This is a genomic window from Paenibacillus sp. FSL R10-2736 (genome assembly GCF_038000245.1).
GTDB lineage: Bacteria > Bacillota > Bacilli > Paenibacillales > Paenibacillaceae > Paenibacillus_AQ > Paenibacillus_AQ phytohabitans.
Genome location: NZ_JBBOBN010000001.1, coordinates 617,490 through 643,710, shown reverse-complemented (window position 1 = coordinate 643,710; position 26,221 = coordinate 617,490). Strand labels below are relative to the sequence as shown.

The window sequence follows — 26,221 nt, the reverse complement described above, 5'->3', positions numbered from 1 at the left end:
CGTTTCAGCGAGAAATAGAAGGATAAGTTATCATGTGAAACATATAAATTCTTATATTTCAAAAAAGGATGCGGCCCTAATAGGACCCCATCCTTTTTGGCTATTTCACAAGAAAAATCTCCTCCGCTCAGCGGTTCCCCGGCACAATCCGGTTATACGCAGGCTTGGGCTGATGCTTCTCATCGAACAGAAACGGCCAGTTTTTCCGTCCCCGGACCGGAAAATCATCCAGCCAGGTATAATCATCGGCTGCGCCCCAGAAGGTGACAGAGGTGATGACCTCGCGGTATTCCTTCAGCAGCCGGAACACGGCTTCATACCGCTCCGCCTGCAGCTCAAGCAGTTCCGCAGGAGGAGCCTTAAGATCAGTTCGCCTGTCATCGAAGCGGAACAGTGACAGATCAAGCTCCGTAAGATGCAGCTGAAGACCGAGCGAAGCATATTTCTCAATCGCTTCCCTGATTTCATCCAGGCCCGGATCATACAGATTCCAGTGGGCCTGCAAGCCGACGCCGTGCACCGGCACCTCCCGGTCAATCAGGGATTTCATGAGCGTGTGAATTTTGTCCCGCTTCTGCGGGTCGGATTCATTATAGTCATTGTAGAAGAGCAGCGCCTGCGGGTCCGCTTCATGCGCGTACCGGAACGCTTCGGCAATGAAGTCCGGTCCGGCGATCTCCAGCCATTTGGAGGGGCGCAGCAGCTCACTGCCTTCATCGGCAATAGCTTCATTGACCACATCCCAGGCATAGATATCTCCCCGGTAACGCCCGACCACGGTTTCAATATGACTTTTGAGCCGGGCCAGCAGTGTATTCTTGTCTACCATTCCGTGCGATTTGTCCTCAAACAGCCAATCGGTTGTCTGATTATGCCATACGAGGGTATGCCCGCGCATCGCCATGCCATGCTTCCGGGCAAAGGCTGCCAGCGTATCCGCCGCCCCGAAACGATAGATCTCCTCTGCCGGATGCAGACTCTCAAACTTCATCTCATTCTCGGCAGTAATGCTGTTGAAATGATAAGCCAGCAGTTTTTCCTGTGAACTGGCCGTCCGCGGATTGACCGCTGCGCCGATCTTGAAATCATCAGCGAACACCAGCTTCAGTGCAGGCTCCTTGAAGTCCAGGCTTTCTCTCACGGCTAACAACACTCCTTATTCACATTAGTCGGATCAGGCAAAGCAAGCGCCGTTCCGGCAACCTATTCCTTCACACTGCCGACATTCAAGCCCACTACAAAGTACTTCTGCATAAACGGATACACCAGCAGGATAGGCACAGAGGCCACGACTGTGATTGCTGCCCGTATAGAGAGCGGCGTCACCATCGCTCTTGCCGAATTCTGATCCATCCCCACCCCATTCTGTACGGTTGGGTTGCCGTTGGAATTCATCGTTGAGGATAGCAGCTTCATCAGCTCATATTGCAGCGTACTGAGATTCTGTCTGGATGAGGTATAGATAAAGGCATCGAACCAGGAGTTCCACGCGCCGACAGCCACAAACAGTGCGATGGTAGCCAGCACCGGCTTGCAGAGCGGAAACACCACCCGCATGAATATTCTGAAATCCCCGGCGCCGTCGATCTTCGCCGATTCCAAGAGGCTCTCCGGAATGGTTCCGATATAGGTACGGATGACGATCATATTGAATGCGCTGATCATGGACGGGAAAATGTACACCCAGAAGCTGTTTAACAGATGCAGATCCTTGATCAGGAAATAGTTCGGGATCAGACCGGCGCTGAAATACATCGTAAGCACAAAGATAACAGTAATCGGCTGGCGGAATACATATTCCCTGCGGCTTAAGGTGTATGCAAGCATGGTGGTCAGAAAAATGTTAAGTATCGTAGAAATTACTGTACGGGCTACTGAAACCAGGAAAGCGTCAAAAATAGTTCCCGTGGCAAAAATCGCCCTGTAATTCTGAAAAGTCCATTCTCTCGGCCATAAGTAAATACCGCCGCGGATCGTATCGTTCCCTTCATTAAACGAAACAGCAATCGTGTTGATGAATGGATATAATGTCACAACCACCAGACAGACCATAAAGAGCGTGTTGAAGGAAGTGAACAGAATCGGCTCAAGCCTTCCGGTGCCTAGGCTCCTTTTCACCGTATAGCCTGCTTTTGGCCCAGGGCTAATTTGTCGGTTATCCATCATTATAACAACCTCTCTTCCCCAAGCCGCTTGGAAATCCCATTAGCCATAAGCAGCAAGGTTACACTGACAACTGTTTTGAAAATCCCGCCCGCAGTGGCGAGTGAATAATTCCCTTGGGCAAGCCCGTATTTAAGCACGAAGATATCTATCGTCTCCGCCCAGTCCACTACCAGCCCGTTGCCGAGCAGATACTGCACTTCAAAGCCTGCTTCCAGGACATGTCCTATGGACATAATCATCAGAATTACAATCGTTGCTTTGATACCAGGCAGGGTTACAAACATCATCTTCTTGTAACGGTTAGCACCGTCAATTTCGGCAGCTTCATAAAGGGCCGGGTCAATGGAGGCAATGGCTGCCAGATAAATAATGGTATTCCAGCCCACTTCCTTCCACACATGCGAAGCCCCTACGATTCCCCAGAAGTACTTTCCCTCACTGAGCCATAGAATCGGCTCTTTAATCAGATGCAGCTTCATCAGAACGATATTTACAATCCCGTCGTTAATGGAGAGCGAGGTGGCCACAATGCCGGTAACGATAATCCAGGACAGGAAGTGGGGCAGATAAGAGATTGTCTGCACGGTCCTTTTCCAGAAGACCTTCTTGATTTCATTCAGCAGCAGCGCAAGCACGATGGCTGTAACAAAACCGAGAATCAGATTGATAAGCCCCATCGCCAGCGTGTTGCGCAGTACACGAATAAAGTTATCATCTGTAAACAGAAACCTGAATTGCTTGAGTCCCACCCATTCCTGTTCACCGAAGGACTTCGCCGGCTTGTAATTCTGAAAGGCCATGGTCCAGCCCCAAACGGGAACATAGGCAAAAAGAATAATGTAGAGCATCAAAGGTACAGACATCCAAATAAGCTGATTCTGGTTTTTGATCAAACGCCAGGTAATCGGCTGTTTTTTCTTCTTTCGGTTCTTCTTCGGATGCCGGACGACAGTATCTATTTCTAGGGTCTCATCCATATTCATTGTCTCCTACTCCATGAAATTAATTTAGCAAGTGGAAGGCCCTAATCGGCCCTCCACCTTCTGATCCCGGAAACAGCGTTCCGTTATTTACTCCAGTTCTCAATTCTCCACTTAATCTGCTCATTGATCTTGTCTTCATATGCCTTCACATTAGCCTTTTCGATCTGTCCGGTGTAATCGGTCCATACGGAATCGAAATCTGCCGGGTCGGCAAGGATGGCTTTAGGCAGGAACTTGGTCTGCAGTTCATTCAGCTTGGTACTGGCTATTTTGGCATCCGATCCTTCAATTAAGTCGATGGACCAGGCAGGATAATAGACCGGGTTGGCAGGAGGTTCACTGAAGAAGTCCACGTAAGAGTCAAAGCCATAGGCATCAAGCACTTCCTTGTCAAAAGGCTTCAGACCCGCTTTGTATTCTTCCGGCTGTGCAGCAGCATCCGTTGAGTTGCCGTCACTGAAGCTTCCTTCGGTTTTGGGCAGGTAATCAAACATCGCTTTGGCTTTGTTGGCCAGCTGCCAGGTGGCATCGGCTGCATTGTCACGCTGTTCCTGGGTTCTCATAAATCTGCCGTTCTCCACGATATAATCTTCGCCTTCCACACCCCAGGAGAACGTTTTCTGCCAGTCTTCCTGGATCAGAGTGTCGAGCAGCTTGATGATCTGCACGGCATTTTTGGCATTGATACTGATACCGAAGCCGTTGTTAAGGTTAAGAACGGCAAGATCGCGGTAGTAGTCTTTGGTCGACTCGTCGTATACGAGCGGAAGACCGACATAGGTGCGTTCAATTTTACCTTGGGTAGTCAGAGAATCCTCAGCAGCGTTGAAGTTCCAGTGCTGGTCGAACATCCCCAGAACGGTTCCGCTGGACAGCTTTGCCATATACTGGTCATAGTTCTGTACAAAGGTCTCTTTATCGATCAGACCCTTCTGGTTGATTTCATTCAGCTTCTGGTAGTATTGCTTCGCATAATCTTTATTTGCAAACACTTCAGCTACGCCGTCATTGACAACGACACCGCCATCATTTGGATGGCCGATCAGATGCTGCGGCGCATTGAACAGACCCCAGTTTTTCCAGTCATAGTTCAGGATTTCGAACCCGATCGTCGGGCTTCCGTCGATTTTAGGATATTTCGCCTTATACTGCTCAATCAGGTCAAAGTATTGGTCCAGTGTCTTCACCTGCGGATAATTGAATTCCTTGAGGACAGCTTTTTGAATCCAGAAGGCAGGTCCCGAATACCAGGAGCTGTTGACCTTACCATTGTATACACCGTAGTTAGGCAGGATATAAATATGACCGTCGTTCGGGTCCTTCATCATGTTCCAGTATTCGGCATAATGCGCTTTCAAATTTGGCGCATACTCTTCAATCAGGTCTTCCAGCGGAATATAAGCCCCTGCTGCTGTAAGCTTGGTATTCCCGGTCATGAGATCCGGGTAATCCTGGCCGGCAATCATAACGCCCAGCTTCTGGTTAATGTCACCCGCCAGGAATTCCATATCGAAGCTGGCTCCGGTTTCTTCCTTGATCTTCTTGTAAATTTTGTTGTCCGGTGTCGGCTGTTGTCCAGCTGCCCCAATGAATACGCTTACCTTAAAGGGTTCTATTTTTCCTTCCGTGTTAGCTGAAGCGGTTCCTGCCGCAGTTGTCTCTTCAGCTTTGCCCGCAGTATTGTTGTTGTTGCCCCCGCAGCCGGATAGCGTAAAGCTTAGGGATAACAGAACAATCAGGGAAAACTTGTACATCGCTTTCGACTTGCCCCCCATAAAGCACCTCCATAATGTGTTGGTCTTTAATTTGTAAGCACTTACATATATGAATTATAGAGGTGATTACCCTGCTAAAATACGACCGAATTAAAGGTATACCCCCATAAAAGTTTAGAACTTTGCATGGCGGTACTCATTCGGGCCCATGTGCATCTCCTTTTCAAACCGTTTCAAAAACTGGCCGTAATTGACATAACCTACACGTTCAGCTATCTCCGAGAGCTTCAGCTTGCTGCCGCGCAGCAGAACCGCCGCCTCCTGAATCCGCAGATGATGCAACTGCTCATTGAAGGTCATGCCGTTCTTCTTAATCAGCAATTGCCCCAGATAGACGGGATGCAGGAAGAAGACCTCTGCCAGCTTCTGAATGCTCAGACTCTCCTGAAAATGCGCACCGATATACTCGTTAATCTCCTGCACAATGCCATGCGACTTTTGATTCTGCTCACGCATCAGGAGATCAATTGCCATTTCACCGCACATTAATAAGCGGCTGAGCAGTTCATCCAGCGGCATCATGGCCTGCTGGATCTCCGCGATTCCAGACCCTGCCGTCCCCTGCTCCCCGCCTCCGTCCTCCGCCCCGGGTGCGAGCTCGGTGATCCGGTACATGAGATGAATCACAATTTTCCGAACCACCTCCGGTGCCACCTGCTGTGCACGGAAGCTGCGGTCCGCTTCCTCCAGTGCTCTGCGGTAACCGTCCGCATCGAGCAGATTAACAGAATCAAGCAGGGCATCCATCAGCCGGATATGGTCATAATGATAGCTGAAGGAATGGCCCTGTATCCCGCGGTAAGCCAGAATCCCTGCATACTCAGGATTATAGAAAAAATGCTGCAAAGCCTCTTTGGCACTGCGGTAACTCTCCGCAATCCCCGGCAGGGAGTTCTCCGGGGCTCCAATGGCCATATAGATCTGTCCGCTGCCGTATTCCTGCCGGAGGATATTCAGCCCCTCTTCTATTGTGCCGCCTTCAGGTCTGTCTGCCGGCATACCGTATACAATCCCGAGTATGCCCGCCTCCAGATCCATCATCACCATGGCCGGATAGGCGGCCAGCAGGGCAGCCGCCCTTCCCCGCAGCTCTGCATACAGCTCCGGGACAGTCTGAATCAGACAAAGATTCCAGATGCTGACTCCCTGAAAGCCTGGCAGGCGATCCAGCAGCTCCTGAAGCTCCGGGTCTGCTTTTTTCCCGTACAGCAGTCCTCTAATCAAGGCCACCGCCTCTTCTTCAGAGGCAATCTCATGAATCATTCTGCGGTTCGCTTCCTGTTCCAGCTCCTGATGAATTTCCCGCAATTCCTCGGCAGCCTCCTCCGGAAAGACCGGCTTCAGCAGATAATGGCTGATTCCGTAGCTGATGGCCGTACGGGCATATTCAAATTCACTGTAGCCGCTCAGGATCACGAACTTGGGTCTGCCGGCATCCTGCTCTTGCCAGGCCTCTATCATCTCCAAACCATTCATGAGCGGCATGTTCACATCTGTAATCACCAGGTCCGGCTCCAGCAGCTTCATCAGCCGCAGCCCCTCCCGGCCGTTGCCGCAGGTTCCGCACAGCTCGAAGCCGAGTTCCTCCCAATCAATCCACAGCTGCATACCTTCAAGGGCGCTCGGCTCATCATCAATTAATAATACTTTGTATTTCATTGGTTACACCTCGCCTTCCAAGGGATGATTCATCTCCAGCAGCCTGAGCGGAATGCCGAAGGTGACCAAGGTCCCCAGACCCGGTGTGCTGGATATCTCGAAGCGCACCTGATCGGCATAATACAGCTCCAGCCTGCGGTAGACGTTGCGGATTCCGATATTGGCCCCGGAGGAGTCCTCCTTGCGGATGGCGAACAGCAGCTCTTTAAGCTTATCCGGCTCTATGCCTTTGCCGTTATCCGATACGCTAATCTGCAGCCGGTTATCCAGCACTGCCGTGCTCACCCGGATAATGCCAAGCCCTTCAATCGTCTGTAATCCATGCTTGCAGGAGTTCTCGACCAGCGGCTGCATGCTCAGCTTCGGAATTTTATATTTCAGTGACTGCTCATCAATCTCAAACACATAGTCGAATTTATCCCTGAACCTGAATTTCTCAATTTTGAGATACATCTCGATGAATGTGATCTCCTCCTGCACCGACACCAGGTCTTCCTTCCAGCTGAGCAGCCTGCGCAGCAGCTTCGACAGGCTTTTCACAATATCCGTAACATCGGAATACTTATTCTTGGTGCAGACCACCAGAATCGCATTCAGCGTATTGAACAGAAAATGGGGGTTCATCTGGCTCTGCAGGAAGTTCAGCTCCGCCCTGACGCGCTCCATCTCCAGATTCTTGCTCTGGATCTCCAGCTTATACACATCGTTGATCAGCGAGTGGATTCTGGAGGTCATCCGGTTGAAATTGCGGATTAAGCCGCCGATCTCATCCCGCCCCTCATCGATGGTGATCAGCTCAAACTTCTCGTTAGACACCTTTTGCATATGACGGGACAGGCGTTTCACCCGGTAATTGTAAGAGCGCAGCATAATATAGATGAATCCGCTGGTCAGCAGCGTAAGCGTTGTTGCCAGCCCAGCCGCGTACAGACGTATATCCAGAATCGCCTGGGAAATCCGCTCACCCTGGGTGATTCCGGCAATTCTCCAGCCTTTGAGATAGTTGGCCGTACCCACAGGTACTATCCGAACATCCTCCTCCTGACCTTGACCGTTACCCAGCTGATCGAATACGGGATAGGGTTCTTTGGTGAGCCGCTGATAGCCGCTGTCCGCTGACATGACAATCTTGTTCTGCTCATTGATGAGGTAGAGGCTTAAGTAATCCTTCTCCCGGACAATAATGTCATAGATCTCATTAAGATCCAGATCAATGCGCAGCACCTTCTCATACTTATTCAAGTTTCTGTAATTATCCATCGTTTCAACTACACTTAGCGTAGGGATTGACGATGCCAGATTCTTGTTCTCACTTGTCCGGTAGGCGGTCACAAACACCTGGGTACTCGCATTCTTAGCCTGTCTATACCAGTCGCTGGCCCATACCTTGTCATTCATGACCTGGTAATTCCCGCCGGATACAATGGTGCGGTTGTCTGTGTAGATGCTGATCCGCTCCAGCTGGTTGTTAACAGGTATGTAGCTGTTCATCCGGTCCCTCAGCTGTTCGTCGAACATATTATAGAATTCTATGGAGTCCGTGTAGGTGCGGTCCAGCATCTCGTACAGATTCTTATCCGTAGACAATGCATAACCGACGGAGACCCCCCCTTCGATGAAATCAAGAATATCCTTGCGCGCCCGCTCCAGGGAAATCTCCAGGTTCTGCTGTTCTCTGGATTTGATAAGATCCGTAATCCGGTCCAGAAATACAAGATTAAGCACCATTATAGGCAGAAGTACACCGACAATATAAATCAGGTAGAACTTGTAATTGAGCGGGATATCGTTAACAATCGTCGTGAATTTGAATCTTTTTCTCCACATGCCTTATGCACCCGGCTTTCTCAGAGCTGCTTGTTCTTATTGGCATTCTTGTAGACTGAAGGTGAAGAACCAACCCTCCCCTTGAACTTGTCGATAAAATAATCCGTATTCGAAAAGCCCACCTGCAGTGCGATATCCGATATCTTGAGCTGGGTGCGCTTAAGCAGGCCCTTGGCCGCTTCAATCCGCTTCTCATTCAGATAATCGCTGAAGCTCCGGCCCGTTTCCTTACGGAACAGCTGGCCCAAATAGGCCGAATTCATATGAAACTGCTTGGCAATATCCTGAAGCTGCAGCTTGCTCCGGAATTCAAGATCCACGTACTGAATGACATTATAGATCGTATTCCCTTCATTATCCGCCCGTAATTCAGCCAGATAAGCCGCTGCCTGCAGGCAGAGCTTGTCCACATACAGACTCAGCCGGTAATAATCCGCGAGTCCGCCCAGATTGCCATACTCCGTCCGCATCGCGTTCATGATTCGGTCGGGATCTCCCTGCATTTCAGCGATGCTACGGCATAAGGTCATCTCCAGATGAGCCACCTCGGCCTGGGCAGCATCGATCTTCAGCGGCTTGGCCGTAATGGCAGCGAACGCTTCCCTGACACAACTCAGAATCTGCCCGGTCTCGCCTGCCTTGACCTTCTCCAGCACACAGGTGAAGTGCCCTTCAGCTAATTCGAGGGACTGGCCCTTTGCTCCCAGGTCGTTATAGTAGAAGATTCCACCCTTCTCCCTGCGGTACTTCAATCCCCAGACCTCAAGGCTCTGTGTGTACAACTCCTGGATGGAGCGCGCCCCTTTCCGCTTGCCGCTGATCAGTACGGCCACAGGAACGCCAAGCTTCTCCGACTGTGCCCTCTGCACCTGGGCGGCGGCCGCCTCAATGGCTTCGGAGGACATCCCCGCACACCGCACAATAAGACCCGGCCTGCCCGCAGGGTCCTGAAAGACATAGCCAAGCTCACCCGGGAATCCTTCCCCCTCCCCTTCATTCAGGCTCATTGTGCTTGATACAGCAGCAGCAAGGATGCACTGCAGCTCCGTCTCAGGCTGAAGGTCCATCAGCCTATCCGCTGCGCGCTCCAGCTCTTCGCTCCATTCCCCCTGAATGAACCGGTTGATCAGATTATGGACCAGGAAGTTTTGCTTCTTGCGGCCCTCCTCTCTGGAAGCGATTTCATTTTGGATGATAGCTTTGATCTTCAAGAGCAGCGCCCCGATCTCCTCATCATCGACCGGCTTCAGCAGATAGCCATCCACCTTCTGGCGCAGCGCAGTGCGGGCATAATTGAAATCGTCATATCCGCTCAGAATAACGAATCTGGGCGGGTGATCCATCACTTCCTTCACGGCAGCAATCAGCTCGAGTCCGTTCATTACGGGAAGGTTGATATCCGTAAGCAGCAGGTCCGGCTTATGCTCCTGAATTAACCGGAGAGCCTCCACAGCGCTAAGCGCTTCGGCGCATACTTCGTAACCGGATTTCTCCCAGTCGACCATCGTCCTAAGTCCTTCAAGAACCCACGGTTCATCGTCAACAATCATGACTTTCAGCATGAGCCTCGCTCCAATCCCCGAATCTAAATTTTGTCAGCAAATGAATTACAAATAATGCTAACATACAAGTTCAATGATGTGAATTACAACTTAATCAGATATCGGAGTCACATAAAGTAACATTGGTCATTTACTTTTTGCGGATATTCTCTATAATTAGGGTTAATTTTATTGATTATCCGGCATTATCTCACACAGGGAAGTGATATTCTTGACGGTCCACAATCTTTTAGCCTCCAACGAATTCAAGAAGCGCCTCTCCCGCTGCTACAATGAAGTGCATAGGGAACTGTATGGGGTGGGTGTCACACAGCTGAGAATAGATGCCGCCGGCGAATCGATGATCCTCTTTCTGGTGAAGCATCAGCGGGTAACCGCGCTGCGGGCGCTGGAAGAGAACTATCCCGAGTTGAAGCAGTCGGTGGATGCTGCGCTACATCAAGAGTTCAAGCGGATCTTCCGGAAGAAGCTGGCCGATGAACTGGATCTGCCCGTCACCGGTGTACTCCGGGATTATGATCCGGGTACAGGCTGGGCCAGCACTATTATTATCAGTGAATAACAAGTAGAAGCGGCGGCGTCCGGATTGTATTCTGGGTGCGCTGATTAGGCCTAAGGTTTGCCCGATTTCTGTTTACAGACTGAAGGAAGCCGTTGATTAGAGGGATCCCCCTCTAGTTCAGCGGCTTCTTTTCATTTCAAAGGAGCTTACGCCATGAAAATTATCGTCGGCATCACCGGAGCCAGTGGCTCCATTTACGCTTATTCCCTGATCCGCAGCCTGCATCAGCTTGGGGCTGAAACCTATGTCATCGCCACAGGTGCCGGAGAGAATGTGATGAAATACGAGTGCGGCGCGGATATGCAGGAGCTTGCCGGATACGCCACCGTGCTGTCCAATACGGATCTGTTCGCACCCGTGGCCAGCGGGTCCTTCAAGACCGACGGGATGGTGATTATCCCCTGTTCAATGAATACGCTGGGAGCTATCGCTAACGGCATGGGGGATACACTGCTTAGCCGGGCAGCCAGTGTGGTACTCAAAGAGAAGCGGCGGCTGATTATCGTTCCGCGCGAAACCCCGCTCCATCTGATTCATCTGGAGAATATGCTGCGGATTGCCCGGGCGGGGGCGGATATCATGCCCGCTTCGCCGGGCTTTTACAATCATCCGACCGAGATCTGGGAGCTGGTGAATTTCATGAATGCCCGCGTCCTCGACGCACTCGGGATTGACCATCAGCTGATGAAGCGCTGGGGGGAAGCTTAGGAGGGCTGTCCCGGCCTTCTGCCGAAACAGGGAAGCCCGCAGCCAGTGTGGCATGGCTGCGGGCTTCCCTGTTCTTTTAAGAAAAATAATGTATGAAAGCCAAGCTAATCCTATTCTTCCAGCTCTGCACGGATCTTCAGGAACACCTGATAGCTCCGTTCGGCAACCTCCGAAATCGCAATCGGGTGGAAGCCCGGCAGATCCGCGTACAGCAGATCATTCAGCGGTGCGGTCCAACTGGCGGGAAGCCGGGCTGCGCCCAGCTTCGCTCCCATAATGGAGCCGACTGTGGCACCGTTGCAGTCTGTATCCATCCCGGCAGAGACAGAGGTAACCACGGCTTTCTCAAAGTCATTGCCGCCGTATATAAGCGAAGCTGCAACGATGGCGGCGTTGTTATTGGTATGCACCGGGTCATAATGGCTGAACCGGTCCCATAGCCTGCTGACAAGCTCACGCTCGCTGCCCGCTTCCTGTGCAATGGCTATTCCGGTCCGCACATCCCCGGCCAGTCTGCTCGTCTGAGGAATTTCGCTGAGTCCAATCTCCACAATCCGCTCGTTATCAAGGCCCGCAAACGCAGCAGAGATCATTGCAGCATTGAACATTTCGCCGTAGATCCCGTTCTTCACATGGGAGAAGGAGGCATCCCGCCAGCCCAGCTCCGCCGCAAGCTCGGGGTTCCCGGCCGATCCATAGGCCAAGGCGTCCGCACGGATGGCCGCCCCGATCCATTCGCGGTACGGATTCAGATGCATGCGCACCCGCTCCTGCCGCAGCGGCCAATCCTCCGGCTTCTCACCGTGCAGATGGGAGGTTTCACCGGCAAAGTTCATATAGGCCTGTGTTTCTGCTGTACATACCTGGCTGTAGGTCAGATGCCCGTGCCACAGCTTGCCGATATCCCAGGAATCCCAGTCCAGCCCTTTCTGCTCCAGCAGCATCAGACCGAGGACCGTATAACGGATATCGTCGTCACTCTCCATGTAGCTGATCTTCTCCCGGGTGCTGGTGAATGACCAGTCGCTTAAGCCCAGACCGTATTCCGCCCGGGCCGTAGAGTACTCAGGTGTATACCCTGTAATCGGCCAGGCATCCGCACCGCGGAACCACAGCTCGATGTTCTCCCAGCCGGTACGGCCGTCCTTCCCGTACAGATAATCCCAGTATTCCAGCGGCTTGCCCAGCGCACAGCCTACGCTCCGGCCAAGCCACGCTCCATAGAACCTGTCCCTCCACTCTTCCGGTGTCCAATTCACCGCAAGCTTACGCGGACCTCCGGGGCGCAGCCGTCTGATCGACGCCAGATCCGAAGGCTCCTCGTAAGGAAAGTCGGCAGCCACCTGAAGGGCCATCAGCTCCCGGTATACCGCCATGAGCTTGCCCTCATCACTTCCGGCAGCAGCCAGCTTATCTGCCAGACTGCCTGGCCGGCAGCCTTCCTCAATCCGCTGCTGTAGCTCCAGCCGCACCGTCTCCTGCAGACGTTCCCAGCCTGCCATCCGCTACAATGCTCCCGCCGCAGGCAGGGGCCCGCGGTCTAACCGCTCCAGTGAATCAAACAGCAGCTTAATAAAGGCTTCACGGTCTACGCCAAGCAGCACCTCTGTATTGGCAGGCTGCTCCGGCTTCTTGCGCCGGTCGGCAACAGTCATCCCCCGGGTCAGCTTGCCTTCGGTCTCCACCGTAACATACAGATGCTCCGATTCAAAAAGCTCTGGATGCAGCAGCCAGGCAATCGCGCACGGGTCATGCAGCGCATTGCCGATATATCCCATCTTTTTGCCGTAGATCGAATAGAAATCCAGCAGCTCACCGACCATTACCGATACGGGTCCACGGGTTTTCAGTTCCTGAATCTCCTCTTCAAAAATCGCCGCCTTATCCGTTACATCCAGTCCGCTCATCACAATGGGAATCCCGGATTCAAAGACAATCCGCGCCGCCTCCGGGTCGACATATATATTGAACTCCGCTGTCCGGGTCACATTGCCATAGGCCAGCCCGCCGCCCATCAGAGAGATCTTCTCGATTCTGTCCTTCACTTCCGGATAAGCGGTAATCAGGAGGGCGATATTCGTTAGCGGAGCTGTAGGCACCAGGGTAATCTTCTCTTTGGATGCGCGGATAATCTCCAGCATGAATTCTACCGCTCCCTGTTCCACCGGCTTGAACTTGCTCGCCGGAAGCGCGGGGCCGTCCATGCCGGACTCCCCATGTGCTGCTTCTCCGGTTACCAGCTTACCAAGCAGCGGAGCCGCCGCTCCCTTGGCTACGGGAATATCGGCATTTACAAAGCTAAGCACCTTGAGTGCATTATCGGTGATTTTATCCAGAACCTGGTTGCCGCCAACCGTGGTAATGCCCCGGATCTCCAGCTGCCCGGGATGAGCCAGCGCAAGCAGAATGGCAATCGCGTCATCATGCCCCGGATCGCAGTCAATTATGATAGGTGTTGGCATCGTTGTCGCTCCTTTATAGGTCGATTTCTAAACTAAAACGAAATTGAAACTGCTCCTATTGTGGTTGATCGTAACTGCGGTGAACATTTGGACTTCCGGCCGCTGTTGTCTGCAGATTTCTTGTATTTTTACCGTCGTTTTTGGGTTGAAATCCGCAGACAAAGGCGGTCGCTTACGCTCCTCCAGTTCAAACTTCCCCTCCGTTACTACCACTTGCTTGTCTTTCTATCTATTTCGTTGTATTAAGGCTACCTATAGCCTCAACTATTTGGTGGCAGTTGTCTTAAGCTTCTTGTTCTTCTTCCTTGTCTCCGAGACCGCGTATATAATCAGCCCCACTACCGTTGCCACGTAAGGAAGCGTAGCGATCAGCTCCGCCGGAATCTTCAGCACCTGAAGAGCATTGGAGAGCGCATCGGCTGCGCCGAACAGCAGGGAAGTTAACGCTGTTCCTACTGTTGTGCTCCGGCCCATCGATTCTGCAGCAATCGCAATCCAGCCCCGGCCGGCCACCATATCCCGGGTGAACAGCGACAAATAGCCCATCGACATATAAGCTCCGCCCAGACTGGCGAAGAAGCCGCTGAGCAGCAGCGCCGTGTACTGGATCCGGACCACGCTGACTCCAACCGACTGGGCCGCATGCGGATTCTCGCCTACCGAGCGGATACGCAGCCCCAGCGGGGTGCGGTTCAGCAGATAATAGACCACAAGCACAGACAGAATCGAGAAATAAGTCAGAATGTGATGTCCCGACAGAATCGGACCCAGCACCGGAATATCCTTCAGCAGCGGAATCTGCACACTCGGCAGTACTTTGCTTGCCAAGGAGGTCGATGAACCCTTGTCCCCACTGAGCAGATACAGAATAAACACTGTTCCGCCTGAGGCGAACATATTAATCGCCACACCGCCTAGAATGATATGCGTCTTGAATTTCAAGGTGAAAAAGGCCAAAATCCCGGCAATCAGCGTTCCCGACAATACCGCACCCAGCAGCCCGACCCAGGCACTATGCGTATAGGCGCTGACAATAACACCGGCCAGAGCCGAGACCAGCATAATCCCTTCCATCCCGATGTTGATGATGCCGGCACGGTTCGAGATGAGCGCTCCCAGTGCAGCGAACAGGATAGGTGTTGTCACACGCAGTACAGAGAAGGCAAAATCCGTCGTCAGAATGACATCCAGCAGACTGTTCATGCTTGCTTCGCCTCCTTCAGCAGCATGCGGTTCTTCCAGAACTTGAGGAACTGCTCAGCGGAAATCAGCAGGATAATCACAGCCTGAATGATCGAGATCATCTCGGACGGTACATCGGACAGCCGCGCCATGAGATCGGCTCCAATGCGGATATAGGCCAGGAAGAGCGCAGAGACAATGACAGACAGCGGATTGTTCTTGGCCAGCATCGCCACCAGGGCACCATCCAGTCCGTAGCCCGGCAGTGAGGTCCACTGAAAGCGGCTGTACATCCCGAGTACTTCCACCGAGCCGCCCATCCCGGCAATAAACCCGGCGATCAGATGCACGAGAATGATAACCTTGGCAGTCTTCATGCCCGAGTAACGGGCAAACTCCCGGTTGACACCTGTCATCCGCAGCTCATAGCCCCATTTGGTCCGGTAGAGGAACAGATGGGCCAGTACAATCAGCACCAATACAATAATAAGTCCGGTATGAATCCGTGTGCCTGCAAAAAGCTTGCTCAGCTGCGCAGTTTTCTCGAATTTAAACGAAACGTTGGCGAAGGCCTTGGCATCCCGCAGATGATAGTTCAGCAGGTATAGCCCCACCCCGAACAGGATATTATTGAACATCAGCGAGGTCACCAGTTCATTGGCGTTCCACTTCGCTTTGAGAATTCCGGGAATGGCTGACAGCAGCGCCCCTGTGATAGAGCCTGCCAATATTGCTACCAGCGGATGCAGCCAGCTGTTCAGGCTGAGATGAATCGCCAGTACAGAGGCCACGACACCGGAGAAATAAAAGATCCCCTCTGCCCCCAGGTTGAACATATTGGCCCGGAACAACAGCGAGACGGCAAGGCCGGTGAACATCAGCGGAATGGCCATCTCAATGACATTGCCGATATGCCCCTTGGTGGAGAATGGCTCCAGCAGGAAAATACCAATCGTCTTCAGCGGCTGGTCACTGACCAGCGAGATGATCAGGAATGCGATAATCAGCGCAATGACAATAACCACTGCCGTCCGGATTGCCTCAAAATATTTAGCTCTAAACATGATTTAAGGCCCTCCCGGTCTGCTCTTTGTCCTGCCTGTTAATTCCCAGCATATAGAGTCCCAGCTCTTCCTCACTCACGGCAGAAGGATTGTCGAAATACGCAACGATCTGCCCCTCGTACATCACAAGCAGACTGTCGCTCAGCTCCAGAATTTCATTCAGATCCGCCGATACCAGAACTATGGCGCATTTGTCCGAGCGCAGCTCCAGCAGCTTCTGATGAATGAATTGTGCGGCCCCGATATCCACACCCCGGGTCGGCTGCTCGGCGATCAGCAGCTGCGGATTCGTGGAGCACTCCCTTGCAACGACCACCTTCTGCATATTGCCGCCGGACAGCATGCCGACCGGCTGCCGGGTGCCGGAGCAGCGCACTTTGAATTCTTCTACCAGCGATGACGCCAGAGCAGCAATTTTGGAGCTGTGGAGAAAAGGCCCCTTATTCATATCCTTCGAACGGTAGCGTGTAGAGATCAGGTTGTCGGCAATGCTGGCGTCTCCGGCGGAGCCCTGCCGCATCCGGTCCTCCGGGATATAAGATACGCCCAGGCTGCGGATGCCCAGAATATCCAGCCCGCGGATATCCGTGCCTTTTACACTAACCGCCCCGCTGCCGGAGACGCCGCGCAGACCGCCGGTCAGCGCTTCAATCAGCTGTGTCTGTCCGTTCCCTTCGACGCCGGCGATGCCGACAATCTGGCCTTCGCGGACCGAGAAGCTAATCTCCGCGAGGAGTGCTTTGCCCTGACTGTCCGAAACAGCCAGCTGCTCTACCCTAAGCACCGGCTTGCCGTGCGGAATGCTGTCCTTGTCGTACTTCAGCACAACATCGCGGCCGACCATCAGCCGTGAAATTTCCTGCTCCGTCACCTCGCGGGTCTGGAAGACCCCTTCGCTCCTGCCGCCGCGCATAATGGTAATCCGGTCACAGATTGCTTTAACTTCCTTCAGCTTGTGGGAGATAAACACGATGGTGTGGCCCTGCTCCTTAAGCTGCTGCAGCTCATGGAACAGCTCCTCTGTTTCCTGCGGAGTCAGCACAGCGGTCGGCTCGTCGAGGATGAGGATTTTGGCCCCGCGAACCAGCGCCTTCAGAATTTCCACCTTCTGCTTCATGCCGACCGACAGATCCTCCACCTTAGCCCTGGCGTTTACCGAGAGGTTATATTTACGCGCCGTTTCCTCCGTCAGACGCACCGCTTCGCCCGCATTGAAGCCCACACCTTTTCGCGGCTCCATGCCCAGCACCATATTTTCGGCCACAGTAAAAGAAGGCACCAGCATGAAATGCTGATGAACCATGCCGATGCCGCGGTCAATTGCGTCCTGCGGGGACTGCAGCTTCACTTGTTCTCCCCGGATATAGATCGCGCCTTCACTCGGCTCCTCCATCCCAAACATGATTTTCATCAGAGTCGATTTACCGGCTCCATTCTCTCCCGCAATCGCATGGATTTCGCCCTCCCGCAGGGAGAATCCGACATCCTTATTGGCAACAACGCCATTCGGGTATACTTTGGTGATTCCCCGCATTTCCAGCAGAGCATTTGCCATGGGTCATCAACGCCTTTCAACTTGGGTGGTCTGCAAAAATAGGCAGCTGGAGCTCTCCCAAAGAGAAGAGCCTCCAACTGCAGAGCTGCATAAGCCAATATCATTGTATAAAGCTATCTTTGATCAATAATCTTAAGGCTTCACGGCATTGCGGATCGCTTCGACTTCAGCCGTTTCCATGCCCATCGCATTGTCGACGGTAACTTCCTTATTAATCAGCTTCTGCTTCACTTCTTCCACCTTAGCCTGCAAATCTGCCGGGAATACGTCTTTGTAAATGTCATTCTCCGCAATGCCTACGCCGTCTTCAACGAAGCCGAGCACATCGCGTTTGCCCATCTCAAGCGTCCCGTCCTGCAGTTTTTTCACTGCGCCGAGAATGGCCGTATCGATCTTTTTAATCGCGGAAGTGACAATCAGGTTTGCCTTTTCACTATCCGTATCTTTCAGCAGCAGCGCCTGGTCCGAATCAACACCGATAGCATATTTAGTCTTTTCCTTGGCTGCATCAAAGATTCCCAGTCCCGTACCGCCGGCTACGTTGAAAATAATATCCACACCCGAGTTGTACTGGATCAGCGACAATTCCTTGCCTTTGGCAGGATTCACGAAATCTCCGGCATAGGATACCGCTACCTTCACATCCGGATCAACATACTGTGCGCCCTGGATGTAGCCCACCAGAAAAGCATTGATGCCGGGGATATCCATCCCGCCCAGGAATCCGATCACATTCTCCGGGTTGGCATTCGGCATATCAGACTGTGTCGCAAGTGCTGCCGCCGCCCCTGCCAGGAAAGAGACCTCATTGGTCGAATACGACATGTTGTACATATTTTCAGGCGCTTCATCGATATCGGTATCGTAGTTGATGAATTTTTTATCCGGATTCGCCTCAGCCGTTGCATTGAACATTTCCGTAATTTCTGAGCCGCCCGAGATGACAACATCCCAATCCTCAGCAGCAATATCATTAAAAGTAGGTTCCCACTTCGTCTTGTCCGCGCCCATTTCGACCACTTTTGTTTCGGCGCCGAGCTCGTCCTTCACTTTTTGCAGGCCGCTGTTCGCCGCATCAAAAAACGACTTGTCGCCCAGCGTTCCCGGAATAAGCAGCACCACCTTGAGCTTGTCCCCTGCAGCAGCCTCTCCGCCTTCAGCATTTGTTCCGGAGTTGACCGCATTTCCATTGCCGGACGTGTTGTTTCCGCATGCAGTGACCAGTACCATAACCGCCATCAGCAATAAAGCGAGCATCTTCTTTTTCATTTTCTAAGTTCACACCCCTGTTTTGTAATAGATCAACGCTGATAAAATAGCATAAAGTTCCAATTACACGTTTTGTCTAACGGATAGCATCGGGCAGCATGAATAAAAGACTGTTGAAATTCTGAAAACAAGCAATTTACCTTGAAAACCAAACATTTCATGTTACATTTCTCGAAAAAACCGCATAAATCCGAACAAGATGGCCAGTCCAGTTGAGAATCTTCGGTTTAATTGATAAGATCATAACAAAAGAAAAGATAAATATTTATATATTTTCGGTCATCTTTTTGTACGATTCGGCTAAATGACGATAATGGGAGGCTCATCATGGACCGTGTTCTATATATTGTAAATGCAGAGCATGAAGCAAATACGTATATCCCCCCGCATCAGCATGAATGTTTCGAGCTTGTGTATTATATCCATGGCCAGGGAACCTGCAGCATTGGACCGCGCAGCTATCATTTCCGGCCCTTCACCTTTGGCCTGATTCCGGCAGGTTTCAAGCACGACGAGAATCATCAGCCCAGCCCGGAGGTGCTGTTCGTCGGCTTCCATTGCGGCAATCCGATTATCAATACACTATCCGGCGTTTTTGACGATGATAAGGAACATACCGTACTGCAGACCCTGCAGCGGATGAATGCGGAATTCAAGCGCAAGCGCGACGGGTTCGCCGAGCTGCTGAATCTGCAAATGAGCGAAATTACCGTGTATCTGCAGCGGCTGCTCGCCGCCTCGGATTTCCATTCCCCGGCAGAGGATCAGATGCAGTATGTGCTGAATTATATGAATGAGCATTACCGCCATAAGCTCTCCGTGTCCTCTCTGGCAGAAATGTCCGGTTATAGCTACGACCGCTTCCGGCATCTGTTCAAGGAAAGATTTGGACATTCCCCGCACCGTTATCTTGTACTGAAGCGCCTGGATTATGCCAAATCTCTGCTGCTGCATACCCAAATGCATATTTCCGAGGTCTCTTCCGCTGCCGGATTCGTCAATGATGCCCAATTCTGCAATATGTTCAAAAGAGAGAGCGGACTCTCCCCGCGTACTTTCCGCATCAGAAGTAAGGTTATATAATATAACATTAGTCATTTACTTTTCGCTTTTTTTCACTATAATGGAACTTAAGCTTACGTGATGATGACTTATACCGGCTGATCCCGATTATATCCAGATCCGCTGCCCCAATATAAGGTTTGCCCCATTTCTGTTCACAGAATGAAGGAAGCCGCGATTTAGAGAATCTTTTTTCTCTATGTCTGCGGCTTCTTTTTTTATTCCCTTTTTGGAAGGTACGCGAGTCAAGGCACGCTGAAGCTTACAACGGTGTGCAGTACAACAATTAATGAGGTGAAGGAGATGCAGCCTGGATGGCATTCATGAATATGCGGCAATTGCTGGAGCACTGGGAACGCAGCGGCAGACTGCTGAAGGTCCGCAAGGAGGTGGACCCCAAGTTTGAGCTTGGGGCCGTGATTAAGGCCGTGAAGGGCAGGCAGCCCATGGTCTTCCAGAAGGTAAAAGGCTATTCCGTCCCGATGGCAGCCGGTCTTGGCGGCTCCAAAGAGCTGCTCGCCGAGAGTATGGGCATGCAGCCGGAAGACTTGCTGCCACGGCTGATCGAGGCCGTTGTTCATCCGCTGCCTACGAGAAGCTGTGAGCAGGCTCCGGTGCAGGACAACGTGATTACGAGCCGGATTAACCTGCGGGAGCTGTTCCCGGTTTGCACCTATAACGCCTTGGACAGCGGAGCTTATTATGTCTCCGGGGTGATGGTCGTCAAAGGCGCGGACGGGCAGAAGCGCTACACCTCCATCCGGCGGATGCAGCTGCTGGACGGCAACCGGACCAGCATCCTGATCTCCTCCCCTGAATTATTCCAGCAGTACAGGGAATTCGAGGAACGCGGTGAGCCGATGGAGGCGGCATTCATGTTCGGCATCGTCCCGGCAGTCGTGCTGGCTTCCCAGGTCAGCACCCACCTGTTCCATGCCGATAAGCTGGAGGTCGCCTCTGCCCTGCTCGGCCAGCCGCTTGCAGTAGTCCGCTGCAAGACGATCGATCTTGAAGTACTGGCCGAGGCCGAGGTTGTATTCGAGGGCCGGATTCTCCCCCGGGTCCGCGAACCGGAAGGCCCATTTGGCGAACTTGGCGGTTACTACGGCCCGCGCACCGAGCAGCCGGTCGTCGAATTCTCTGCTGTCACCTACCGGAACAATCCGGTCTGGCAGACCATTCTTCCGGCCAGCTATGAGGAGAAGCTGCCGATGGCGATTGCACGCGAGATTGCCCTGCTGAGCTCCGTCCGCCAGGTCGTCCCCGGTGTCAAAGATGTTCACATCACCATGGGCGGCGTCGGGCGTTATCATGCGGTTATCCGCATCCGAAAGGTGCAGGAAGGCGACGGCAAAACCGCCCTCCTAGCCGCCTTCGCTGGCGACAAGGATCTCAAGCATGTGGTCGTTGTCGACGAGGACGTCAACCTGCTGGACCCGCTTGATGTGGAGTGGGCGATCGCCACCCGTGTCCAGGCTGACCTCGACACCTTCATTATCACTGGAGCGAAGGGTTCTCCGCTTGAGCCCTCGCACAACCTGCGCGGCGTCACCGCCAAAATGGGCATTGACGCTACCTTCCCGCTGGCTGAAGCGGAGCATTACCGGCGGACCTCTATCCCCGGCCAGGAGGAAATTGAACTGGCCAGTTATTTATAGACGATGAAGCCGGATCATCGAGACACAATTTAGCTTAACAGGAGGTGGATTATGCAAGCGATCGGATTGATCGAGACCCGGGGACTAACCCCGGCCCTCGAAGCACTGGATGCGATGTGCAAGGCAGCAAATGTGAAGCTGGTCGACTTCAAGCGTGTCGGCTCCGGACTTATAACGGTTATCGTCGAAGGCGATGTCGCCGCAGTCCAGGCGGCCGTGGAAGCCGGTATCACCGCCTGCCCCCGGGCCGGAGGACAGCTGATTTCCTCCAACGTCATTCCCCGGCCACACCCGGATCTGGCGCGGATGCTGCTGTAGATGGATTGAACTATAGAACTATATACATGCACCTAAGACTATAGCTAAACAGGCTGCAAATCAGCGGTGACCGGAGCAAGCTTTGGTTATAAAGGGCGGGTAGCAGGGAGTGCAAAAAGCGGTTCTGCGGCTGTATGTAAATAGCCATGAAGCTGCGCTGGCTATACACAACACGTGGCACTCTACCCGAGGACTAACGCGTTACTTTCCGGCCCGCTGCCCGGCAGCGAAGCGAGCTAACTTAAGTACATCTGTGAGTACTATCTCCTAGCAGCTACTGTGAGTACGTCTGTAAGTGCTACCTCCTAGCCGCATCTGTGAGTACTACTGTGAGTACATCTGTGAGGACTGTGAGTACTACTGCAAGTACATCTGTGAGTACTACCTTCTAGCCGCTACTGTAAGTACGTCTGTAAGTACTGTGAGTACTACTGTAAGCACATCTGTAAGCACAGGCCTAAAAGTTGTACGTTTTACAACTTAGATACCCCGATACTAGGGAATTTGTAAGGATTGTTGTATGAAATACAACAATTTCCCGCTTAGCAGCTTGAATACGGGAGGAATGTTGCCTTTTATACAACAATTCCGGATTAGGCTACCATTTCACGAGGGGAATGTTGTATTTCGTGCAGGATTTTCGTTAGTGTCTTTAAAGTTTAGCTTGTACTGCACGCTATATAGGACTCTTCCTATGCTTAGTGGACGTTTTTCCGTTTGGCATCACTTCTCTGCGTGTGAACAACACGATCCCAAGTTGTCTGAAAAATTGTCTGAAGGAAACCTATACGGGCGCATTAATACTTAGTTTAGGAGGTGATTTCCCTTGTCCAATTTCATGAAGAGCATTGTTGCCGAGGTTCTGGAGCGAAATCACCCTGCTGCTCCTGCTCTCATATCCGTTGTTTCACCTGTTACCGTTGCTCCACTTGTTACCGTTACTTCACCCGTTACCTTTCCTATTCCAGCTCCGGCGCTTGCTTCTGTCTTTGCTCCCGCTCCCGCTCCGGCTTCTGTTTCTTCTGCTACGGCTACTCCTGCTGCTTCTACTGCTCCGGCTACTACGGCTGCTCCTGCTGCTCCTGTTGCTTCTTCTGCTCCGGCTCCGGGTGCGACTGCTGCTTCTACTGCTGCTTCTGCTGCTGCTTCTGCTTCTGCTTCTGCTGCTGCTTCTGCTGCTGCTTCTGCTTCTGCTTCCGCCAGCCCTTCCTGTTCAGCGGGTAGCCGGGCGGACTGCCTGGACACTTGCAGCAGTCCCGGGGATTGCCCTAAACCGCCGGGCGGGATCAAGCGGGTCAATTACCAGCGGGAGCAGGCCGGGAAGAGGCTCGAATTACTAGGCCTGCCCGGTGATCCCGGCTCCACAGGGTCACACGGATTACCAGGATCACACGGATTGCCCGGCGCATCCCCTACTCCAGTCCGGTTGCCGGATGCGGCTGCACAGCTCCGCACCTCACACATTCTTCAAGAGCAGCAGGCAGCATACCCAGATACGGCACGATCCCCGGCAGTCAATGAGCCTGGGGATCATCGGAGCTTTGCCGAACGGTATCTGTCCCCTCTGCTCTTGCGCACCCTGCCTGCCGGGAGCAGGCAATCTTCCGGGAGTGGGCAGGCTTCGATTCCAGCCGGCGCTCAGCATTCGGGCAAGAATTCAGCCGGAGATATTCCCTGCCGGCCCGGCGGTATCCCGGGGGCTGGCGCTACCCAGATCAAGGATTCAGCTGGAATACCATACTCCCGGAACACCGCTTCACCGGACACTCCATTCCCCCTCATCCGGGATGGAACTATGGATGCCTGGCTGTTCCCTGTAATCAGCAGCAGGCTTCGCGGCGTGCTAGGCACTGCTGGCCGCAGCTACAGCTCAGCAGCTGTACTAAGCGTAGCAGTCAGCCATCCGGGCCAGCTGTTCGCCGCAGAAGAACTGCTGGGCAGTGATCCTGCTCTGGAAGCAGATATTCAGTGGGGCGCCAGCGGCGGGAGCTTTGAGCTGCGGCTGTTCAGCAACGATTCCGCCAAGCTGGACCGCTTGCTGACGGAGCTCACCGGCATCCTGCAGCGGGATTCCGCCCGCCGGGTCCGGGTATACACGAGCCTGCAGCCCGGTCCGCTGCTGCGGCGGCATCTGGCTGCAGGCCAGCAGGAGGCCATTGCCGTAATCGATGCGGCCTCGCGCTGGAGCAGCATCGGCCTCGCGGAACAGCTGCTCGGCAGCTGCCCGGATGCAGGCCTTAGCCTCCGCGCCGAGCGCAGCTACTGCATAATCAGCGGAACCTCCGCTCAGCTGGCAAGCGTGCTGCCGGGGTTAACGCGCCTTGCAGACCAGCAGCAACTCTGAAAAAGCAGTCCTGCCCTGTCGCCTAAGCAGCCCTAAAGACTAAGCCCATCAATAACAAAGGAGGAGCCCGTGATGCAGGCACTCGGATTGATTGAGACTCTCGGATATACCACCGCCGTCTCCGCCGCAGATGCGGCCCTGAAAGCGGCGGATGTGCAGCTGATTGCCGTTGAGAAGGTTATCGGCGTCGGCGGTTCACTCGGTGTAACCATTCACTTAAGCGGTGATGTTGCTGCGGTCGGCGCGGCGGTAGATGCAGGCAAAGCCGAAGCCCAGCGGATAGGTACAGTCATTTCCGCCCATGTCATCGCCAAAGCCCACGAAGATGTGAACCGCAAAATACTGTCCAGATTCCTGCCGGGCCTGCCGGCAGACTCCAAGACGACAGAGGCCGGAACTACATCGGACGGAGCCAAATCTGTCGCACCTGCCATACTTGCCGAAGCTGATCAAACCGACCAAACCGGAACTGCCAGTATCTCGGCCCCGGATCTGCCAGAAATTGAATAAGCACTAACAATCTACCTATCTACCTATCTGTCTATCTGTCTACCTATCTATCTGTCTATCTATCTGCCTATCTGTTCGTCTGTTCGTCTGTCCGTCTGTCTATCTATCTGTTCGTCTGTCCGTCCGCCTGTCTATCTGTCTTATCCCCTTACTGCGTATCTCGTTTCCAGCAGGCATTTTTGAATTACAACTAAATTATTGGAGGTTTTCTATAATGGGAGAATCACTCGGATTGATCGAAACTAAAGGTCTGGTAGGCGCTATTGAAGCAGCGGATGCCATGGTGAAGGCAGCAAACGTGGAAATCTGCGGGTATGAGAAAATCGGGTTCGGACTCGTTACTGTTATGGTACGCGGTGATGTCGGAGCGGTAAAAGCCGCTACGGATGCGGGAGCTGCCGCTGCCAAACGGGTCGGTGAACTGGTGTCCGTTCATGTCATTCCCCGTCCGCACAGTGAAGTGGAACGCGCCTTGCTCTCTAAGGGTATTGAATAAATACTCCCATGGACAGCCGGCATAGCATAGTTGCGGAGAATGCCCTGCTGGGATTGTCTTACCGGTCCAGAACGGCAGCGCTAAATGAGGAATACCCCCGGGTGCTGGTGCTGCTGGCCGGCCATTTTATCGGTATGGAGGAAGGTTACGCTGCGCTGCGGAGCTTAAGTACGGAGAAACTCAGGCTGCGCTTATGGGCGGAAGATCAGCTGCTTGAAACCAAAAACGCCGGAGAACTTGCACGACAAACCGGAGTAGATGACCTTATCCCCCCCGGGCAGGCCCATAAACTCTCTCCTGCCGATGCTGACGCCTTGTTGATTCCTGTACTATCGCTGTCGCTCCTGTCCCGGCTCGTTCAGCTGGATACCGGGCATCCCTTCGTGAGGCTGATTGTCGAGAACCTATGTGCCGGCAAGCCGGTGGGCGCTCTTACTCTCGGAGCGGAGCCGGAACATTACCGCTGGAGCGAGCAGGGTTTATCTCAGACCAGTCCGCTGCTGAAAGAGAAAATGCGCAGCATGGTGACCGCAATATCCGGCTACGGGATCAGGCTCCTGGCGCCCAGCGGTCTAGGAAGCTGGCTGTCTTCCAGTAAGGAACCGCCGAGGAAGCAGGTGCTGACAGAGGAGGATATCACCGCAGCAGCCAAGCTGGGCAGAACCACCATCCGTCTGAAAGGTCCGGCAGTGATTACCCCCCTGGCCAGGGACACCGCCCGGCAATACGGAATTGAGATTAAACAGGCAGGATTTGAATAGAAGAGGTGACCATCACATGAAGCTGGGAATCATTACAGGACACGTTGTGGCTACGCGCAAAGACGAGCACCTCGTCGGTGCCAAGCTGCTGATCGTACAGCCCATTCTTCCCGATAACACCCCTGCGGGACAGCCGCTTATTGCGGTTGATACTGTAGGAGCAGGCATCGGAGAGACCATTATCTATGCAGTGGGCAGCGTGGCTTCACGGGCGTCGACGCATCCTAATGCTCCTATAGATGCCGCAATTGTCGGAATCGTGGATAGTGTGGATTGTCCCAGAGCAGGAGGCTTGTAG

At 53.1% G+C, this 26,221-nt stretch carries 24 protein-coding genes; 10 read left to right on the top strand and 14 right to left on the bottom strand.

The window, feature by feature from the left end:
- Positions 1 to 127 precede the first annotated feature (127 nt).
- The 7 genes from NSQ73_RS02930 to NSQ73_RS02900 form a co-directional block, all read right to left on the bottom strand.
- A complete protein-coding gene (locus NSQ73_RS02930; RefSeq protein WP_340985335.1) occupies positions 128 to 1,141 on the bottom strand; it encodes an endo-1,4-beta-xylanase in 1,014 nt (337 codons plus the stop codon).
- 62 nt (positions 1,142 to 1,203) lie between these two features.
- The gene (locus tag NSQ73_RS02925) at positions 1,204 to 2,163 is read right to left on the bottom strand and encodes a carbohydrate ABC transporter permease (RefSeq protein ID WP_081970570.1); all 960 of its coding nucleotides are present in this window, start codon (positions 2,161 to 2,163) and stop codon (positions 1,204 to 1,206) included.
- Between the two features lie 2 nt (positions 2,164 to 2,165).
- On the bottom strand, positions 2,166 to 3,143 hold the full coding sequence (locus NSQ73_RS02920; protein ID WP_039307312.1) for an ABC transporter permease: 978 nt from the start codon (positions 3,141 to 3,143) through the stop codon (positions 2,166 to 2,168).
- Between the two features lie 89 nt (positions 3,144 to 3,232).
- Positions 3,233 to 4,924, bottom strand: coding sequence for a sugar ABC transporter substrate-binding protein (locus tag NSQ73_RS02915; RefSeq protein ID WP_340985334.1), 1,692 nt, complete (start codon positions 4,922 to 4,924; stop codon positions 3,233 to 3,235).
- A 114-nt stretch (positions 4,925 to 5,038) separates the two neighbouring features.
- The gene (locus NSQ73_RS02910) at positions 5,039 to 6,583 is read right to left on the bottom strand and encodes a response regulator (protein ID WP_340985333.1); all 1,545 of its coding nucleotides are present in this window, start codon (positions 6,581 to 6,583) and stop codon (positions 5,039 to 5,041) included.
- Positions 6,584 to 6,586: 3 nt separating this feature from the next.
- Positions 6,587 to 8,410: a cache domain-containing sensor histidine kinase gene (locus NSQ73_RS02905; RefSeq protein WP_340985332.1), complete on the bottom strand. Its 1,824-nt coding sequence runs from the start codon at positions 8,408 to 8,410 to the stop codon at positions 6,587 to 6,589.
- 20 nt (positions 8,411 to 8,430) lie between these two features.
- Positions 8,431 to 9,972: a response regulator gene (locus NSQ73_RS02900; RefSeq protein ID WP_340985331.1), complete on the bottom strand. Its 1,542-nt coding sequence runs from the start codon at positions 9,970 to 9,972 to the stop codon at positions 8,431 to 8,433.
- A gap of 211 nt (positions 9,973 to 10,183) precedes the next feature.
- Between NSQ73_RS02900 and NSQ73_RS02895 the strand changes: the two genes are divergently transcribed.
- Positions 10,184 to 10,534: a DUF2294 domain-containing protein gene (locus NSQ73_RS02895; RefSeq protein WP_340985330.1), complete on the top strand. Its 351-nt coding sequence runs from the start codon at positions 10,184 to 10,186 to the stop codon at positions 10,532 to 10,534.
- 153 nt (positions 10,535 to 10,687) lie between these two features.
- The gene (locus tag NSQ73_RS02890; protein WP_042139954.1) at positions 10,688 to 11,242 is read left to right on the top strand and encodes a UbiX family flavin prenyltransferase; all 555 of its coding nucleotides are present in this window, start codon (positions 10,688 to 10,690) and stop codon (positions 11,240 to 11,242) included.
- A gap of 110 nt (positions 11,243 to 11,352) precedes the next feature.
- Here NSQ73_RS02890 and NSQ73_RS02885 read toward each other — a convergent pair whose 3' ends face one another.
- From NSQ73_RS02885 to NSQ73_RS02860, 6 genes are all read right to left on the bottom strand, one after another.
- Positions 11,353 to 12,744, bottom strand: coding sequence for an ADP-ribosylglycohydrolase family protein (locus NSQ73_RS02885; RefSeq protein WP_340985329.1), 1,392 nt, complete (start codon positions 12,742 to 12,744; stop codon positions 11,353 to 11,355).
- Between the two features lie 3 nt (positions 12,745 to 12,747).
- Positions 12,748 to 13,704, bottom strand: a complete 957-nt coding sequence (locus NSQ73_RS02880) for a nucleoside hydrolase (protein ID WP_340985328.1) — start codon at positions 13,702 to 13,704, stop codon at positions 12,748 to 12,750.
- Between the two features lie 264 nt (positions 13,705 to 13,968).
- Positions 13,969 to 14,907 (bottom strand): ABC transporter permease, encoded by a 939-nt coding sequence (locus tag NSQ73_RS02875; RefSeq protein WP_340985327.1) that lies wholly within the window; start codon positions 14,905 to 14,907, stop codon positions 13,969 to 13,971.
- Positions 14,904 to 15,950: an ABC transporter permease gene (locus tag NSQ73_RS02870; RefSeq protein ID WP_340985326.1), complete on the bottom strand. Its 1,047-nt coding sequence runs from the start codon at positions 15,948 to 15,950 to the stop codon at positions 14,904 to 14,906. The genes NSQ73_RS02875 and NSQ73_RS02870 overlap by 4 nt, the downstream gene beginning before the upstream one ends.
- Entirely contained in the window at positions 15,943 to 17,505 is a 1,563-nt protein-coding gene (locus NSQ73_RS02865) for an ABC transporter ATP-binding protein (RefSeq protein WP_039307286.1), read from the bottom strand. The genes NSQ73_RS02870 and NSQ73_RS02865 overlap by 8 nt, the downstream gene beginning before the upstream one ends.
- Before the next feature lie 132 nt (positions 17,506 to 17,637).
- Positions 17,638 to 18,774 (bottom strand): BMP family ABC transporter substrate-binding protein, encoded by a 1,137-nt coding sequence (locus NSQ73_RS02860; RefSeq protein ID WP_042139960.1) that lies wholly within the window; start codon positions 18,772 to 18,774, stop codon positions 17,638 to 17,640.
- A 327-nt stretch (positions 18,775 to 19,101) separates the two neighbouring features.
- On the opposite strand from NSQ73_RS02860, the gene NSQ73_RS02855 reads away from it, so the two are divergent.
- The 3 genes from NSQ73_RS02855 (at position 19,102) to NSQ73_RS02845 (ending at position 21,812) form a co-directional block, all read left to right on the top strand.
- A complete protein-coding gene (locus NSQ73_RS02855; RefSeq protein ID WP_171721068.1) occupies positions 19,102 to 19,857 on the top strand; it encodes a helix-turn-helix domain-containing protein in 756 nt (251 codons plus the stop codon).
- A 293-nt stretch (positions 19,858 to 20,150) separates the two neighbouring features.
- A complete protein-coding gene (locus tag NSQ73_RS02850) occupies positions 20,151 to 21,494 on the top strand; it encodes a UbiD family decarboxylase (protein ID WP_340985325.1) in 1,344 nt (447 codons plus the stop codon).
- A gap of 51 nt (positions 21,495 to 21,545) precedes the next feature.
- Entirely contained in the window at positions 21,546 to 21,812 is a 267-nt protein-coding gene (locus NSQ73_RS02845; RefSeq protein WP_076247750.1) for a BMC domain-containing protein, read from the top strand.
- An 873-nt stretch (positions 21,813 to 22,685) separates the two neighbouring features.
- Here NSQ73_RS02845 and NSQ73_RS02840 read toward each other — a convergent pair.
- The gene (locus tag NSQ73_RS02840) at positions 22,686 to 23,057 is read right to left on the bottom strand and encodes a hypothetical protein (RefSeq protein ID WP_340985324.1); all 372 of its coding nucleotides are present in this window, start codon (positions 23,055 to 23,057) and stop codon (positions 22,686 to 22,688) included.
- Positions 23,058 to 23,208: 151 nt separating this feature from the next.
- On the opposite strand from NSQ73_RS02840, the gene NSQ73_RS02835 reads away from it, so the two are divergent.
- From NSQ73_RS02835 to NSQ73_RS02815, 5 genes are all read left to right on the top strand, one after another.
- Positions 23,209 to 24,156: a hypothetical protein gene (locus NSQ73_RS02835; protein WP_340985323.1), complete on the top strand. Its 948-nt coding sequence runs from the start codon at positions 23,209 to 23,211 to the stop codon at positions 24,154 to 24,156.
- A 72-nt stretch (positions 24,157 to 24,228) separates the two neighbouring features.
- Positions 24,229 to 24,666, top strand: coding sequence for a BMC domain-containing protein (locus NSQ73_RS02830; RefSeq protein ID WP_340985322.1), 438 nt, complete (start codon positions 24,229 to 24,231; stop codon positions 24,664 to 24,666).
- A 214-nt stretch (positions 24,667 to 24,880) separates the two neighbouring features.
- On the top strand, positions 24,881 to 25,162 hold the full coding sequence (locus tag NSQ73_RS02825) for a BMC domain-containing protein (RefSeq protein WP_019908484.1): 282 nt from the start codon (positions 24,881 to 24,883) through the stop codon (positions 25,160 to 25,162).
- Between the two features lie 8 nt (positions 25,163 to 25,170).
- Positions 25,171 to 25,923 carry a hypothetical protein gene (locus NSQ73_RS02820; protein WP_340985321.1) on the top strand — a complete coding sequence of 251 codons (753 nt, stop codon included), beginning with the start codon at positions 25,171 to 25,173 and terminating at the stop codon, positions 25,921 to 25,923.
- Positions 25,924 to 25,939: 16 nt separating this feature from the next.
- A complete protein-coding gene (locus NSQ73_RS02815) occupies positions 25,940 to 26,221 on the top strand; it encodes a EutN/CcmL family microcompartment protein (protein WP_340985320.1) in 282 nt (93 codons plus the stop codon).

Coding starts and splice junctions, on each gene's coding strand:
- NSQ73_RS02925 (WP_081970570.1), bottom strand. CDS start 2,163: ATGGATAACCGACAAATTAGCCCTGGGCCAAAAGCAGGCTATACGGTG.
- NSQ73_RS02920 (WP_039307312.1), bottom strand. CDS start 3,143: ATGGATGAGACCCTAGAAATAGATACTGTCGTCCGGCATCCGAAGAAG.
- NSQ73_RS02915 (WP_340985334.1), bottom strand. CDS start 4,924: ATGGGGGGCAAGTCGAAAGCGATGTACAAGTTTTCCCTGATTGTTCTG.
- NSQ73_RS02910 (WP_340985333.1), bottom strand. CDS start 6,583: ATGAAATACAAAGTATTATTAATTGATGATGAGCCGAGCGCCCTTGAA.
- NSQ73_RS02905 (WP_340985332.1), bottom strand. CDS start 8,410: ATGTGGAGAAAAAGATTCAAATTCACGACGATTGTTAACGATATCCCG.
- NSQ73_RS02900 (WP_340985331.1), bottom strand. CDS start 9,972: ATGCTGAAAGTCATGATTGTTGACGATGAACCGTGGGTTCTTGAAGGA.
- NSQ73_RS02890 (WP_042139954.1), top strand. CDS start 10,688: ATGAAAATTATCGTCGGCATCACCGGAGCCAGTGGCTCCATTTACGCT.
- NSQ73_RS02885 (WP_340985329.1), bottom strand. CDS start 12,744: ATGGCAGGCTGGGAACGTCTGCAGGAGACGGTGCGGCTGGAGCTACAG.
- NSQ73_RS02880 (WP_340985328.1), bottom strand. CDS start 13,704: ATGCCAACACCTATCATAATTGACTGCGATCCGGGGCATGATGACGCG.
- NSQ73_RS02875 (WP_340985327.1), bottom strand. CDS start 14,907: ATGAACAGTCTGCTGGATGTCATTCTGACGACGGATTTTGCCTTCTCT.
- NSQ73_RS02870 (WP_340985326.1), bottom strand. CDS start 15,950: ATGTTTAGAGCTAAATATTTTGAGGCAATCCGGACGGCAGTGGTTATT.
- NSQ73_RS02865 (WP_039307286.1), bottom strand. CDS start 17,505: ATGGCAAATGCTCTGCTGGAAATGCGGGGAATCACCAAAGTATACCCG.
- NSQ73_RS02860 (WP_042139960.1), bottom strand. CDS start 18,774: ATGAAAAAGAAGATGCTCGCTTTATTGCTGATGGCGGTTATGGTACTG.
- NSQ73_RS02855 (WP_171721068.1), top strand. CDS start 19,102: ATGGACCGTGTTCTATATATTGTAAATGCAGAGCATGAAGCAAATACG.
- NSQ73_RS02850 (WP_340985325.1), top strand. CDS start 20,151: ATGGCATTCATGAATATGCGGCAATTGCTGGAGCACTGGGAACGCAGC.
- NSQ73_RS02845 (WP_076247750.1), top strand. CDS start 21,546: ATGCAAGCGATCGGATTGATCGAGACCCGGGGACTAACCCCGGCCCTC.
- NSQ73_RS02830 (WP_340985322.1), top strand. CDS start 24,229: ATGCAGGCACTCGGATTGATTGAGACTCTCGGATATACCACCGCCGTC.
- NSQ73_RS02825 (WP_019908484.1), top strand. CDS start 24,881: ATGGGAGAATCACTCGGATTGATCGAAACTAAAGGTCTGGTAGGCGCT.
- NSQ73_RS02820 (WP_340985321.1), top strand. CDS start 25,171: ATGGACAGCCGGCATAGCATAGTTGCGGAGAATGCCCTGCTGGGATTG.
- NSQ73_RS02815 (WP_340985320.1), top strand. CDS start 25,940: ATGAAGCTGGGAATCATTACAGGACACGTTGTGGCTACGCGCAAAGAC.